Annotated in this window: 16 protein-coding genes; 15 read left to right on the top strand and 1 reads right to left on the bottom strand. The window is 59.0% G+C overall.

The window, feature by feature from the left end:
- Window positions 1–79 precede the first annotated feature (79 nt).
- The gene (locus ACR0DY_RS07505) at window positions 80–1243 is read left to right on the top strand and encodes an isovaleryl-CoA dehydrogenase (RefSeq protein WP_267362877.1); all 1164 of its coding nucleotides are present in this window, start codon (window positions 80–82) and stop codon (window positions 1241–1243) included.
- 50 nt (window positions 1244–1293) lie between these two features.
- On the opposite strand, the gene ACR0DY_RS07500 is transcribed toward ACR0DY_RS07505, so the two are convergent.
- On the bottom strand, window positions 1294–1899 hold the full coding sequence (locus ACR0DY_RS07500) for an OmpW/AlkL family protein (protein ID WP_209504463.1): 606 nt from the start codon (window positions 1897–1899) through the stop codon (window positions 1294–1296).
- Window positions 1900–2035: 136 nt separating this feature from the next.
- On the opposite strand from ACR0DY_RS07500, the gene ACR0DY_RS07495 reads away from it, so the two are divergent.
- The 14 genes from ACR0DY_RS07495 (at window position 2036) to nuoE (ending at window position 13931) form a co-directional block, all read left to right on the top strand.
- Window positions 2036–3559, top strand: a complete 1524-nt coding sequence (locus tag ACR0DY_RS07495) for an AMP-binding protein (protein WP_480898029.1) — start codon at window positions 2036–2038, stop codon at window positions 3557–3559.
- A complete protein-coding gene (locus tag ACR0DY_RS07490) occupies window positions 3556–3930 on the top strand; it encodes a hypothetical protein (RefSeq protein ID WP_480481792.1) in 375 nt (124 codons plus the stop codon). The genes ACR0DY_RS07495 and ACR0DY_RS07490 overlap by 4 nt, the downstream gene beginning before the upstream one ends.
- Window positions 3927–5534 (top strand): carboxyl transferase domain-containing protein, encoded by a 1608-nt coding sequence (locus ACR0DY_RS07485; RefSeq protein WP_480486221.1) that lies wholly within the window; start codon window positions 3927–3929, stop codon window positions 5532–5534. Before ACR0DY_RS07490 ends, ACR0DY_RS07485 begins: the two co-directional genes overlap by 4 nt.
- Before the next feature lies 1 nt (window position 5535).
- Window positions 5536–5961, top strand: coding sequence for an ASCH domain-containing protein (locus ACR0DY_RS07480; RefSeq protein WP_267362867.1), 426 nt, complete (start codon window positions 5536–5538; stop codon window positions 5959–5961).
- Window positions 5962–5964: 3 nt separating this feature from the next.
- Window positions 5965–7896, top strand: coding sequence for an acetyl/propionyl/methylcrotonyl-CoA carboxylase subunit alpha (locus ACR0DY_RS07475; protein ID WP_480545726.1), 1932 nt, complete (start codon window positions 5965–5967; stop codon window positions 7894–7896).
- A gap of 78 nt (window positions 7897–7974) precedes the next feature.
- Window positions 7975–8826: a hydroxymethylglutaryl-CoA lyase gene (locus ACR0DY_RS07470; RefSeq protein ID WP_267362861.1), complete on the top strand. Its 852-nt coding sequence runs from the start codon at window positions 7975–7977 to the stop codon at window positions 8824–8826.
- 1 nt (window position 8827) lies between these two features.
- Complete coding sequence (locus tag ACR0DY_RS07465) at window positions 8828–9610, top strand: crotonase/enoyl-CoA hydratase family protein (RefSeq protein ID WP_267362859.1); 783 nt, start codon at window positions 8828–8830, stop codon at window positions 9608–9610.
- Window positions 9611–9803: 193 nt separating this feature from the next.
- On the top strand, window positions 9804–10169 hold the full coding sequence (locus tag ACR0DY_RS07460) for an NADH-quinone oxidoreductase subunit A (RefSeq protein WP_209504455.1): 366 nt from the start codon (window positions 9804–9806) through the stop codon (window positions 10167–10169).
- Window positions 10160–10693 (top strand): NuoB/complex I 20 kDa subunit family protein, encoded by a 534-nt coding sequence (locus ACR0DY_RS07455; protein ID WP_209504454.1) that lies wholly within the window; start codon window positions 10160–10162, stop codon window positions 10691–10693. Before ACR0DY_RS07460 ends, ACR0DY_RS07455 begins: the two co-directional genes overlap by 10 nt.
- A 12-nt stretch (window positions 10694–10705) precedes the next feature.
- Entirely contained in the window at window positions 10706–11311 is a 606-nt protein-coding gene (locus ACR0DY_RS07450; protein WP_267362853.1) for an NADH-quinone oxidoreductase subunit C, read from the top strand.
- A complete protein-coding gene (locus ACR0DY_RS07445; protein WP_010442775.1) occupies window positions 11311–11484 on the top strand; it encodes a hypothetical protein in 174 nt (57 codons plus the stop codon). The genes ACR0DY_RS07450 and ACR0DY_RS07445 overlap by 1 nt, the downstream gene beginning before the upstream one ends.
- Before the next feature lies 1 nt (window position 11485).
- A complete protein-coding gene (locus tag ACR0DY_RS07440) occupies window positions 11486–11608 on the top strand; it encodes a hypothetical protein (RefSeq protein ID WP_267362849.1) in 123 nt (40 codons plus the stop codon).
- Entirely contained in the window at window positions 11608–12831 is a 1224-nt protein-coding gene (locus tag ACR0DY_RS07435) for an NADH-quinone oxidoreductase subunit D (RefSeq protein ID WP_267362846.1), read from the top strand. The genes ACR0DY_RS07440 and ACR0DY_RS07435 overlap by 1 nt, the downstream gene beginning before the upstream one ends.
- Window positions 12831–13931 (top strand): NADH-quinone oxidoreductase subunit NuoE, encoded by a 1101-nt coding sequence (nuoE, locus tag ACR0DY_RS07430; RefSeq protein ID WP_480898026.1) that lies wholly within the window; start codon window positions 12831–12833, stop codon window positions 13929–13931. The genes ACR0DY_RS07435 and nuoE overlap by 1 nt, the downstream gene beginning before the upstream one ends.
- Window positions 13932–13947: the final 16 nt, after the last annotated feature.

Raw genomic sequence — 13947 nt, 5'->3', positions numbered from 1 at the left:
TCACAAAGATTGACCGAAGACAGATTCGCTGTTAGAGATTTATTGAACACTTGTTCATTAATGCGGAGGGAGGACACAGATGTTCATGGCCACGATGAAGTTTGATCTGGGTGAGGATGTGAACGCCCTGCGCGAGATGGTGCATCGGTGGGCGCAGGAGCGTGTCAAGCCGATGGCGGCTGAGATTGATGCCAAGAACAGCTTTCCGAATGAACTGTGGAAAGAAATGGGAGAGCTTGGTCTTTTGGGTGTCACCGTGCCAGAAGAATACGGCGGTGCGGGCATGTCCTATTTGGCGCATACAATTGCTGTCGAAGAAGTTGCGCGCGCTTCTGCCTCGGTTTCGCTGTCTTATGGGGCGCATTCCAACCTGTGTGTGAACCAGATCAAGCTGAACGGTACGGAAGAGCAGAAACAGAAATACCTGCCGCGCCTGGTCTCGGGAGAACATGTGGGTGCGCTGGCGATGTCGGAACCTTCCGCAGGTTCGGACGTGGTGTCGATGAAGCTGCGGGCGGAAAAACGCAACGACCATTACCGACTGAACGGCAACAAGTACTGGATCACAAACGGGCCGGACGCGGATACACTGGTGGTTTATGCCAAGACGGACCCCGATGCCGGATCAAAAGGCATTACCGCATTTCTGATTGAAAAAGAGATGAAGGGTTTTTCGACCTCGCCCCATTTCGACAAGCTGGGGATGCGCGGGTCGAACACGGCTGAACTGATCTTTGAAGATGTCGAAGTGCCGTTCGAGAACGTGTTGGGAGAAGAGGGCAAGGGCGTAGCCGTGCTCATGTCAGGTCTGGATTATGAGCGCGTGGTTCTGGCCGGGATCGGCACCGGCATCATGGCCGCCTGTCTGGATGAGGTGATGCCGTATCTGGCCGAGCGCAAGCAATTCGGCAAACCGATTGGCAGCTTCCAACTGATGCAGGGCAAGATTGCCGACATGTATACCGCGATGAACTCGGCGCGGGCCTATGTCTATGAGGTGGCTAAGGCCTGTGATCGTGGGGACGTCACCCGGCAGGATGCAGCGGCGTGCTGTCTTTACGCATCCGAACAGGCGATGGTTCAGGCGCATCAGGCGGTTCAGGCGCTGGGCGGGGCAGGGTTTCTGTCTGACGCACCGGTTAGCCGGATCTTCCGGGACGCCAAGCTGATGGAGATCGGCGCAGGCACCAGCGAGATTCGACGGATGCTGATCGGCCGGGAAATGATGAACGAAATGCGCTGAATGAAGACGCCCCGCAGACGAGGTTACAGCGGGGCGTTTCGATCAAAGGATCAGAAGCGATGAACGTAGGATATACCGACCAGCCAAGGGTCGATGTTCGCAGTGCCAATATCGGCTCCGTTCAGCGTGACGTCCGAGTCGATGTCGAACCAGCGTACATTCAGACGGACCGCACCTTTGTCGGTGATCATGTAGTCGAGACCGGCTTGCAGCGAAACGCCGAAGGAATCATCGACCTTGAGGTTGCCAAGGGCAGATTGCTCGTCAAAGAAGATGGTATAGTTCAGACCGGCGCCGACATAGGGCTTCCAGGCGCTATTGGTCGGGAAGTGATAGTTCAGCGACAAGGTGGGCGGCAGATGCTTGACGCTGCCAGCGTCCACGCTTCCGCCCAAGGTGACGTTATGTTTGAACGGGGTCGCGGCCAGCAGCTCGATCCCCAGATTGTCCTGGATGAAATACTCGGCGGTGAAGATCGGGCGCGTATCCGAGTCGATATCGGCGCTCAGGCCGGCCAGTGTTCCGTTGTTGGATTTCGGGTCCAGGTACCCCACACCGATGCCGAGCGTCCAATCCCCCTGAGATTGGGCAAACGCAGGAGCAGCCAGAGCAACCAACGCGGTGGAAAGGGTCAATGCGGCGAGTTTCTTGGTCATTGTCTTGCCTTTGGTTCTGTTGATGACCTTGGTGTTGCAGCGATTGGAACTGCCCACTCTGATCTGCATCAAGTTTATGTGAAGGAGTTGGGTGCAGTTGAACCGAGAAGTGCAGGAAATATAGGGAAAATTCGCCGTGCTAACCGCTGAGCGCATACCGGGTTTGCGCCCGGATGGAGGCTGGGATCTGCCGGACAGGCTGAACATGGCGCAGCAGTGCCTGCGGCATGCGGGGGACCGGGTCGCGCTGATCGATTTGACCGGACCTGACCCGCAGCACATCAGCTTTGCGCAGCTGTCGCAAATGACAGACGGAATAGCCCGCGCATTATTGCGCCATGTGCAACCCGGTGATCGCGTCGGAGTGTTGCTGAGCCAGTCGCCATGGTGCGCGGCGGCCCATCTGGCGATCTGGAAGATCGGGGCTGTGTCGGTCCCTTTGTTCAAACTGTTCAAGCAGGACGCGTTGCGGTCGCGGGTCAGTGACGCTGGTGCCCGGATTGTACTGACCGACGCCGAAGGGGCTGATCTGTTGGGTGATCTGGCCACGCCCTTGATTGCATCGGTGATTGGCGAAGATGGCCCCGCTGTAACATTCGCCACGACCGGCCCTGACGATCCGGCTGTGTTGATCTATACCTCGGGCACAACCGGCAGCCCGAAGGGCGCGCTGCATGGACACCGGGTCCTGACCGGTCATTTGCCAGGCGTTTCGATCAGCCATAATCACTTGCGCGAAGGCGACTGTCTTTGGACCCCGGCGGATTGGGCGTGGATCGGCGGGTTGTTCGACGTGCTGATGCCGGGTCTTGCGCTGGGCATTCCTGTTGTCGCGGCACGGCTTGAGAAATTCACCCCCAAGGCCTGCGCTGACATCATCGCGCGTGGCGGGGTGCGGAACGTCTTTTTCCCACCAACGGCGCTGCGAATGCTCAAGGCAGCAGATCAGGTGATCCCCGGTCTGCGCTCGGTCGCGTCCGGGGGTGAACCGCTGGGTGCCGAAATGCTGGCATGGGGACAGAAGGCCTTTGGTCTGACGATCAACGAGTTTTACGGCCAGACCGAGTGCAACATGGTCGTATCCTCCTGCGCCGAAGATTTCCCTGTGCGCCCCGGCTGTATCGGCCAACCGGTGCCGGGGCATGAGGTTGCGGTGATTGATGAGGACGGAAACCCGACCGGGGACGAGGGCGACGTCGCCATCCGGCACGGCTCGGCCTCGATGCTGCTGGAATACTGGAACCGCCCCGAAGCGACCGCAGACAAGTTTCGCGGCGACTGGCTGATCACCGGCGACCGCGGCGTGTGGGAGGGCGACTATCTGCGATTTGTCGGTCGGGACGATGACGTGATTACCTCCGCCGGGTATCGCATTGGCCCAGCTGAGATCGAGGATTGCCTGCTGACCCACCCGGCGGTGGCGACGGTAGGCGTGGTCGGAAAACCTGACCAGCTGCGGACCGAGATCGTCAAGGCTTATGTAGTGTTGAAGACGGGTGCTGAGGCCACGGAGCGCGAGTTGCAGGACTGGGTCAAAGACCGTCTGGCGCATTATTCGTATCCGCGCGAGGTGGCGTTTCTGGAGGAGCTGCCGATGACGGTGACGGGGAAGGTGATCCGAAAGGAACTGAAGGCGCGGGCGGCGGGGGAATTGAAATGAATAAGATTCTGCGGCGTCTGTCAGGGTTAAAGTGCCCTAAATGTGGGGTGCCGCAGCCCTTGAGTGTTTTGAACACTATGGTTGGCAGTGAGGAGTACGTGCCAGCTGTAAGGTGTGGTAACTGCGAAGCTTGGCTGCGCGTTAAGTCCAAGAATGGGGTTTTTCATTTCTTACTATTGCTTTTTCTGATGACGCTGCCTTTGCCATTCTTGGCACTGGATGAGATTAGTATCAATTTGAACAACCCTGAAGGGCTGTTCAATTGGCCCCTCTCGTCTTCTGCAAAGAGCGTAATCTTCTACATAATTTACTTCGCAGTGGTGGTCTTGCCCATAAGTAATCGGGCATTGAAGGTGGATATCTACAAATGAAACTCACATCCAAAGCCATGCCCGGCTCCGAGGGCTTCAAGACAAACCGCACCGCTCATCTCGATGCGCTGGCGCAAATCTCTGCTGCTGCCGAAGCAGCCCGCATGGGCGGGGGCGAGAAATCCCGCGCGCGGCATGAATCCCGAGGCAAGATGTTGCCGCGCAGGCGGGTGGCGAACCTGCTTGATCCGGGGTCGCCGTTCCTTGAAATCGGGGCGACAGCGGCACATGGGATGTATGGCGATGCAGCACCTTGTGCCGGGGTCATCGCGGGGATTGGCCGGGTGCAGGGGCGCGAAGTCATGGTGGTGTGTAACGATGCCACCGTGAAGGGCGGCACCTATTATCCGATGACCGTCAAGAAGCACCTGCGCGCGCAGGAGATTGCCGAGGAAAACAATCTGCCGTGCATCTATCTGGTCGACAGTGGCGGCGCGAACCTGCCCAATCAGGATGAGGTGTTCCCAGACCGCGACCACTTTGGGCGTATCTTCTACAATCAGGCGCGGATGAGCGCGAAGGGTATCCCTCAGATTGCCGTGGTGATGGGATCATGCACGGCGGGTGGAGCCTATGTTCCTGCAATGTCCGATGTGACGATCATCGTAAAGGAACAGGGCACAATCTTTCTGGCAGGGCCACCATTGGTCAAAGCTGCGACGGGTGAGGTTGTCAGCGCCGAGGATCTGGGTGGCGGCGATGTGCACACACGCCTGTCGGGTGTGGCAGATTATCTGGCCGAAGATGATGCGCATGCGCTGGCATTGGCGCGGCGGGCTGTCGGGTCATTGGGGGGTGCCGGGCTGAAGCCCGGCCTACGGTTCGACGCACCCGAGGAGCCTGCTTATGATCCGGAGGAAATTCTGGGAGTTGTTCCCGCCGACCTGCGCACGCCCTATGACATCCGTGAAGTGATTGCGCGGCTTGTCGATGGGTCGCGGTTTGATGAGTTCAAACCCCGGTTTGGCGAGACACTGGTCACCGGCTTTGCCCATGTCAAAGGGTGTCCCGTCGGGATCATTGCCAACAATGGGGTGTTGTTCTCGGAGGCCGCGCAAAAGGGCGCGCATTTCGTTGAGCTGTGTTCGCAGCGCAAAACGCCCCTGGTCTTCTTGCAGAACATCACCGGCTTCATGGTCGGCCGCAAATACGAGAACGAGGGGATCGCCCGCCACGGCGCCAAGATGGTGACGGCAGTTGCAACGACGAGCGTTCCCAAGATCACGATGCTGGTGGGCGGCTCGTTCGGGGCCGGGAACTATGGCATGGCTGGACGCGCCTATCAGCCGCGGTTCCTGTGGACATGGCCGAATTCGCGGATTTCGGTGATGGGGGGCGAGCAGGCAGCCGGTGTTCTGGCCACCGTCAGGCGCGATGGGATCGAACGACAGGGCGGCACCTGGTCGGCCGAGGAAGAGGCCGAGTTTAAACGTCCGACGTTGGAGATGTTCGAAGAGCAATCGCACCCGCTTTATGCCTCGGCCCGTCTCTGGGATGACGGCATCATCGACCCGCGCAAAAGCCGCGATGTGCTCGCCTTGTCTCTGAGCGCCGCACTGAACGCCCCGATAGAGGAGACACGTTTCGGCGTGTTCAGGATGTAAGATGAACGTTTCATTGAATGACGTCATGGCACGCTATCCGGGTGCCCAGACTTTCAAGTTTGGTGACAATGCCCGGCTGAGTGCTGAGCTTCTGGCATTGGTACGATCAGGGCGGAAAACGGCAACCTGCGGTGCGTTGCGCGACTATCCCGAAGGTAGCCCTGACACTCCTGTGGTCGGTCGGAGAGATATTGCGCTGGAATGGGACGACCGTCCGGCCTTGGTGATCGAAACGGTCGAGGTCTCGACCTGCCGATACTGCGACGTAACCGAGGATTTCGCGTTGGCAGAGGGCGAAAATGAAACGCTTGAGGGATGGAGAGAGGGGCATCGCCAGTATTTCGAACGCAATGGCGGATTTGATCCGGAGATGGAGCTGCTATGCGAGCGATTTCGACTTGTCGAAGATCTGGCGGTTGAGGGGTAAGCTATGTTCAACAAAATCCTGATTGCCAACCGGGGCGAAATTGCTTGCCGGGTTATGGAAACCGCTCAGAAGATGGGCGTATCTTGCGTGGCTGTTTATTCCGATGCGGACGCTACGGCTAAGCATGTGCAGTTGGCGGATGAGGCCATTCGTATCGGCGGTCCCGCGCCAGCGGAAAGCTATCTGAAGGGCGATGTAATTATTCAGGCTGCGCTGGATACCGGCGCGCAGGCGATCCATCCCGGTTATGGCTTCCTGTCAGAGAACCCCGATTTCGTCGACGCGGTCGAGGCTGCGGGTTTGACCTTTATCGGCCCATCAGCGGATGCGATCCGCAAAATGGGCCTCAAGGATGCGGCCAAGGTGTTGATGGAACAGGCTGGCGTGCCCGTGGTGCCCGGCTATCACGGCGACAATCAGGATCCCGAACACCTGGCGGGGGCGGCTGACGCCATCGGCTATCCGGTTCTGATCAAGGCCGTTGCGGGCGGTGGCGGCAAGGGAATGCGCCTTGTTGAACGGCCTCAGGATTTCGCCGCCGCGCTCGACAGCGCGCGGGGCGAGGCCAAGACCGCTTTTGGCAACGACGCCGTGCTGGTCGAGAAATTCGTGGCCAAACCCCGCCATATCGAAGTGCAGGTGTTTGGCGATGGTAAACATGCCGTGCATCTGTTCGAACGCGACTGCTCGTTGCAACGCCGCCATCAGAAGGTGATCGAAGAGGCTCCGGCGCCGGGTATGACGGCTGAGATGCGCGAGGCTATGGGTCAGGCTGGTGTGCGCGCCGCCGAGGCGATCGGGTATAAGGGCGCAGGCACGGTTGAATTCATTGTCGATGCCTCAGACGGGCTGCGCCCCGACAGGTTCTGGTTCATGGAGATGAACACGCGCCTACAGGTGGAACATCCGGTAACAGAGGCCATCACTGGCGTCGATCTGGTCGAATGGCAGTTGCGCGTTGCGGCAGGAGAGAGCCTTCCCAGGCAACAGGATGATCTGTCGATCTCGGGTCACGCATTCGAGGCCCGGCTTTATGCCGAGGATGTACCAAAAGGGTTCTTGCCGGCGACAGGTACATTGACCCATCTGGTTTTCCCGGCCAACTGCCGTGCGGATAGTGGCGTTCGCACAGGTGACACCATCAGCCCGTGGTATGATCCGATGATTGCCAAAGTGGTGGTGCACGGTCCGACCCGCGCCGTCGCGCTTGAGACGTTGAACCGAGTGCTGCGGGAAACCGAAGTGGCGGGCACCGTTACGAATCTCGCCTTTCTGGGCGCGCTGACCCGCCATGATGGATTTGCCTCGGGTGATGTGGATACGGGCCTGATCGGGCGCGATCTTGATGGGTTGGTGCGGGAAGCGACGACGTCTGCCACAACCGCTGTTGCGGCCGCGATGACCGCACTGAATCTGGTGGATGTCGCGCCTGACACCGGGTTTTCGCTCTGGGCTCCGTTGCATCGGGCGGTGCAATTGTCCGATCAGGGAGAAGTTCTTGATCTGGACGTGCAAGTCGACGGGTCGGATCGCCAGCTTTGGCAGCTGGGCGAACACCGTGTCGTGGCCGAGCGGATCTCGGGGCGGTGGGCGCTGAGCGGCGCACCGATGCCCCGGGTGGCTGTCAGCGGAACTACTTTGACCGTATTTACTGACTACGGTCGCAGTTTCGACGTTATCGATCCGCTTGACCGGGATGCCAGCGCGACGGGTGACACCAACGTGATCGAGGCGCCGATGCCGGGTCTGGTCAAGGCAGTCTTTGCCACCGCGGGGCAAACCGTTCAAGAAGGCGACCGTTTGGCTATTCTCGAAGCGATGAAAATGGAGCATTCGTTGCTGGCCGCGCGAGATGGTGTGGTGGCCGAGGTGCTGGTCAAAGATGGCGCGCAGGTCGAGGCTGGGGCGGCTTTGGTGCGTTTGGAAGAAGAGTGATCTGTACCCGCGCGGTTTGACGTGGCACGGTCGCGCGATCCGTATTTGGAATGAGAACAAGCCATAAGGGGTTCTGACATGGGTGATCTGGTCGAAATCTACGAAGTTGGACCGCGCGACGGGCTACAAAACGAAACACGTGAGATACCGGTTGCCGACAAGGTGGCGCTGATCAATTGCCTCAGCCGCGCCGGATTTCGACGGATCGAAGTTGCAAGCTTTGTCTCTCCTAAATGGGTTCCTCAAATGGCGGGGTCGGCGCAAGTTCTGGCCGGTATTACCCGCGCGGACGGAGTGCGGTACGCGGCGTTGACGCCGAATATGCGCGGATACGAGGATGCGCTGGCCGCCAAAGCGGATGAGATTGCCATTTTTGCGTCTGCTTCCGAGGGGTTTTCCAAGGCAAACATCAATGCCTCGATCGCCGAGTCAATCGAACGGTTCACGCCGATTCTCGAAGCGGCGCGCCATATCGACCTTCCGGTTCGCGGCTATGTCTCTTGCGTGACGGATTGCCCTTATGACGGCCCGACCCCGCCCGAGAAAGTGGCCGAAGTTGCCGACCGGCTGTTTGCGTTGGGCTGTTACGAGGTGTCATTGGGGGACACGATCGGGCAAGGCACGCCAGACAAGATCGCTCATATGCTTCTGGCGGTGCGGGAAAGGGTTCCTGTGACGCGGCTTGCCGGGCATTTTCATGACACCAATGGGCGTGCAATCGACAATATCGATGCGGCACTTTCGCTGGGGGTGCGCGTGTTCGATGCGGCCGTGGGTGGGCTTGGCGGTTGCCCGTATGCTCCGGGGGCCGCGGGCAATGTCGCGACTGAAACCGTTGCAGCGCATTTGCACCGGTTGGGCTACCAAACCGGTCTGGATATCGATGTGGTCGAAGAGGCCGCGCAGATGGCCAAGGCGTTGAGAGGCTAACATGTTCGAAACAATCTCGATTTCAGCAGACGAACGCGGTGTTGCCACGTTAACTCTGGACCGGGCGGAAAAGCACAACGCGCTGTCGGGTCAAATGATCACCGAGCTGACACAGGCCGCGTCGCAACTGGGTCAGGATGGCTCTGTCAGGGTGGTCGTTCTGGCCGCTGCGGGAAAGACGTTTTGCGCCGGTGGTGATCTGGGGTGGATGCAGGACCAGATGGCGGCCGACAAGGCGACGCGATTTGTCGAGGCGCGCAAGCTGGCCGAGATGTTGCAGGCGTTGAACACAATGCCCAAACCCCTGATCGGGGCACTACAAGGCAACGCCTTTGGCGGAGGCGTTGGGATGGCCGCCGTGTGCGATGTTGCCATCGGTGTAGATAGTCTGAAGATGGGACTGACCGAGACCCGGCTGGGGCTGATTCCGGCGACAATCGGCCCTTATGTTATCGCTCGTATGGGTGAGGCGCGGGCACGGCGTGTGTTCATGTCGGCCCGGTTGTTCGATGCGCCCGAAGCGGTTGATCTGGGATTGCTGGCAAAGGCTGTGCCCTCCGAGCAGCTTGCGGCCGCGATAGAAGAGGAAGTTCGGCCCTATCTTTCGTGCGCGCCGGGGGCGGTTGCATCTGCCAAGGCGCTGGTTCGAACTCTGGGACCTCGTATTGATGATGCCACAATCGACCAGACCATCAACGAACTGGTCGAACGCTGGGAAACGGAAGAGGCGCGTGAAGGGATCGCGGCGTTCTTCGAAAAACGTAAACCTGCATGGAATAAGTAAGTTTACCGAGTTTCCGCAAGCCAATGCAAAACGCGCGAAATGCGATTCTATGCCGCGCTGTCAAGCGTATGTTTGATGGTGAACGGGGCTGTGTTCGGTTGACCCTCTGACCCGGCGGGGATAGAGAATGTCCAGTCAACACGCCAATTGACGGCGCACCCGACAAGATGCGTGCGCAAGAAAGGAGCTATTCGTGGAAGACCTGCTGCGGGAGTACCTCCCGATTCTGGTGTTTCTGGCCGTTGCCGTAGGCCTTGGAATCGTCCTGATTCTTGCCGCCGTTGTACTGGCTGTCCGCAATCCCGACCCCGAAAAGGTCAGCGCATATGAATGTGGCTTCAACGCCTTCGACGATGCGCGAATGAAATTTGACGTCCGATTCTATCTGGTCTCGATTCTCTTCATCATCTTCGATCTTGAGATCGCATTCCTGTTTCCCTGGGCCGTCGGGTTCCGCGATATCAGCGATGTCGGCTTCTGGTCGATGATGGTGTTTCTGGCCGTGCTGACCATCGGCTTTGCCTATGAGTGGAAGAAAGGGGCCCTGGAATGGGAGTGATGACCGGTGCAAACACCGCTGGCGTCGACAAGGAAGTCGCCACCCAGGCCCTGAATGCCGAGTTGCAGGACAAAGGTTTTCTGCTGACCTCGAGCGAGGATATCATCAACTGGGCTCGTACCGGTTCGCTGCACTGGATGACTTTTGGTCTGGCCTGCTGCGCGGTTGAAATGATGCACACCTCGATGCCGCGCTATGATGCGGAACGTTTCGGCATCGCCCCGCGCGCCTCTCCGCGCCAATCTGACGTGATGATCGTGGCCGGCACGCTGACCAACAAGATGGCCCCTGCGTTGCGCAAGGTTTACGACCAGATGCCCGAGCCGCGCTATGTGATCTCGATGGGGTCCTGCGCGAATGGCGGTGGTTACTACCACTATTCCTATTCTGTCGTGCGTGGCTGTGACCGGGTAGTTCCGGTGGATATCTATGTGCCCGGCTGCCCTCCGACCGCCGAGGCGCTGCTTTACGGTCTGCTACAGCTACAACGCAAAATCCGCCGCACCGGCACAATTGTACGCTGAGGGGAAGGGTAGATGAGCGAAGCACTCAAAGAACTCGGCACCCAGCTTGAACTGAAACGAGCCGATTGTGTTCTGTCCTGGGATGTGACCCATGGTGAGCTGAACGTCGATGTGGCGCCGTCGAACCTCGTGGAATTCGTAGAATTCCTGCGGTCGGACCAAAATTGCAAGTTCTCGACACTGGTGGATATCACCGGCGTCGATTACCCCGAACGCGCCAAGCGGTTCGACGTGGTGTATCACTTCCTGTCGATGTACCAGAACCAGCGCATCCGTCTGCGGGTTTCGATCCGCGAAGATGACATGGTGCCTTCGATAGTCGATATCCACCCCTCGGCCAACTGGTTCGAGCGTGAGGTGTTCGACATGTTCGGCATCCTGTTCTCGGGCCATCCAGACTTGCGGCGCATCCTGACGGATTATGGCTTCCGTGGCCATCCGCTGCGCAAAGATTTCCCGACCACGGGCTACACCGAGGTGCGTTATGACGAGGCGCAGAAACGCGTTGTCTACGAGCCGGTCAGTCTGGTGCAGGAGTACCGTCAGTTTGATTTCATGTCCCCATGGGAAGGTGCGAACTACATTCTGCCAGGGGATGAGAAACAGGAGACCGAATAATGGGTGGCATCTGGTGGCTGATCCTGTCTGCGCTGACCATCATTCCGATGGTGAAGATTTTGCCGTTCTTCGGGATCAACAAATACTGGTGCCTGCTGTGTCTGGTTCCCTTTGGCACGATCGCATTGCTGTGGTGGGTCGGGCTGAAACTGCAAGAGTTGGAGCGCCGCTGAGATGATAGGTGAGTTGATCATTCTGGGCGCGTTTGGGGTTCTACTGGCCGGGTCTGCGGTCAAGGCGGTCGAGGCCGAAAAGGTCCGGGTTCGGGCCGAAGCAAAGAAGAAACGAGGGCGTTGATGGACGGCTCAAGATATGATGACGGCAGCACGGACGCGCTGAGCGGCGAGCAGAAGATCCGCAACTTCAACATCAACTTCGGCCCGCAACACCCCGCGGCGCACGGAGTTTTGCGTCTGGTGCTCGAGTTGGACGGCGAGATTGTCGAACGTTGCGACCCGCATATCGGCCTGCTGCATCGTGGCACCGAAAAGCTGATGGAAAGCCGGACGTATCTGCAAAACCTGCCGTATTTCGACCGTCTGGACTATGTGGCACCGATGAACCAGGAACATGCCTGGTGTCTGGCCATCGAAAAGCTAACCGGGGTCGAGGTGCCGCGCCGGGGCTCGCTGATCCGGGTGCTGTATTCCGAAATCGGACGCATCCTGAATCACCTGTTGAACGTGACCACGCAGGCGATGGATGTGGGCGCTCTGACCCCGCCGCTGTGGGGTTTTGAAGAACGCGAAAAGCTGATGGTGTTTTATGAGCGTGCCTGTGGCGCCCGCCTGCACGCCGCTTATTTCCGCCCCGGTGGTGTCCATCAGGACCTGCCGCCCGAACTGCTGGACGATATCGAGGCCTGGAGTCACGAATTCCCAAGCGTCCTTGATGACATTGATGGGCTGCTGACCGAAAACCGCATCTTCAAGCAGCGCAACGCCGATATCGGCGTGGTGTCCGAGGATGACATCCAGAAATACGGCTTCTCGGGCGTGATGGTGCGTGGATCGGGTCTGGCCTGGGACCTGCGTCGCGCGCAGCCCTACGAGTGCTATGATGAGTTTGAATTCCAGATTCCCGTCGGCAAGAACGGCGATTGCTATGACCGCTACCTTGTCCGCATGGAAGAGATGCGCCAGTCGCTGCTGATCATTCGTCAGGCCATCGCCAAAATCCGCGAGTGTCCCGGTGACGTTCTGGCGCGCGGCAAGATCACTCCACCGAAACGATCGGACATGAAGACCTCGATGGAGAGCCTGATCCATCACTTCAAGCTGTATACCGAAGGCTTCCACGTGCCTGCCGGTGAGGTCTATGCTGCCGTCGAAGCCCCCAAGGGCGAGTTCGGCGTCTATCTGGTCGCCGACGGCACCAACAAACCCTACCGCGCCAAACTGCGCGCACCGGGCTTCCTGCACCTGCAAGCCATGGACCACGTTGCCAAAGGCCACCAACTGGCCGACGTCGCCGCTATCATCGGCACCATGGACGTCGTATTTGGAGAGATTGACCGCTAATGCTCCGCCGTCTTCATCCCGAACAACCCGAAAGCTTTGCCTTCACCGCTGCCAACCAGCAATGGGCCGAAGCGCAGATCACCAAATACCCCGAAGGCCGTCAGGCCAGCGCGGTCATTCCGCTTCTGTGGCGCGCACAGGAACAAGAGGGATGGCTGAGCCGTCCGGCGATTGAATCCGTCGCCGACATGCTGGGTATGGCCTATATCCGTGTGCTTGAGGTTGCTTCGTTTTACTTCATGTTCCAACTGCAACCCGTTGGGTCGGCTGCGCATATTCAGGTTTGTGGTACGACCTCCTGCATGATCTGCGGAGCAGAGGACCTGATTGCGGTCTGTAAGGAAAAGATCTCGGCGAAACCGCACGAACTGTCGGCTGATGGCAAGCTGAGTTGGGAAGAGGTCGAATGCCTTGGCTCCTGCACCAATGCGCCGATGGCGCAGATCGGCAAGGATTACTACGAAGACCTGACCGCCGAGAGCTTTGGCAAGATCCTCGATGATCTGGTGGCGGGGAAAGTTCCGACGCCGGGCCCACAAAACGGACGTTATGCGGCTGAACCGCTCAGAGGGCTGACCAGTCTGACCGATCATGAGGCTGGAAAGGCCCGGTATAACGCCAGCGTCGAACTGGCCACCGGTATTGGCGATACGGTCAAACGCATCGACGGGACCGAGGTTCCGATCCTGACCCCTTGGTTGGGCAAGGATGGCAAAGCGGCTGCGACCAAAGCGGCACCGAAGCCGCCCAAAGCGCCAGCCCCGGCGAAACCTGCTGCGAAACAGGCCGCTGAGGCGAAGGCAGCGAAAGAGGACCAGCCCGAAACACTGGCAGGCGCGCGCGACGGCAAGGCAGATAACCTGAAACTGTTGAAAGGCGTAGGCCCCAAGCTGGAGCAGACGCTGAACGAGCTGGGCTTCTTCCACTATGATCAGATCGCTGCCTGGACACCGGAACAGGTCGCCTGGGTCGATGCACGGTTGAAGTTCAAGGGCCGGATCGAGCGCGATGGCTGGATTGAACAGGCAGCCAAGCTTGCGGCGGGTGAGGAAACCGAATTTGCCAAACGTGCCAAGGAAGATGGCACCTACAAAGACTAAACGGGTGCCCTATCCG

Source organism: Ruegeria sp. O6 (assembly GCF_056535045.1).
Note: the sequence above shows the minus strand (reverse complement) of the source record. Positions and strands in the feature narration are given on the sequence as shown.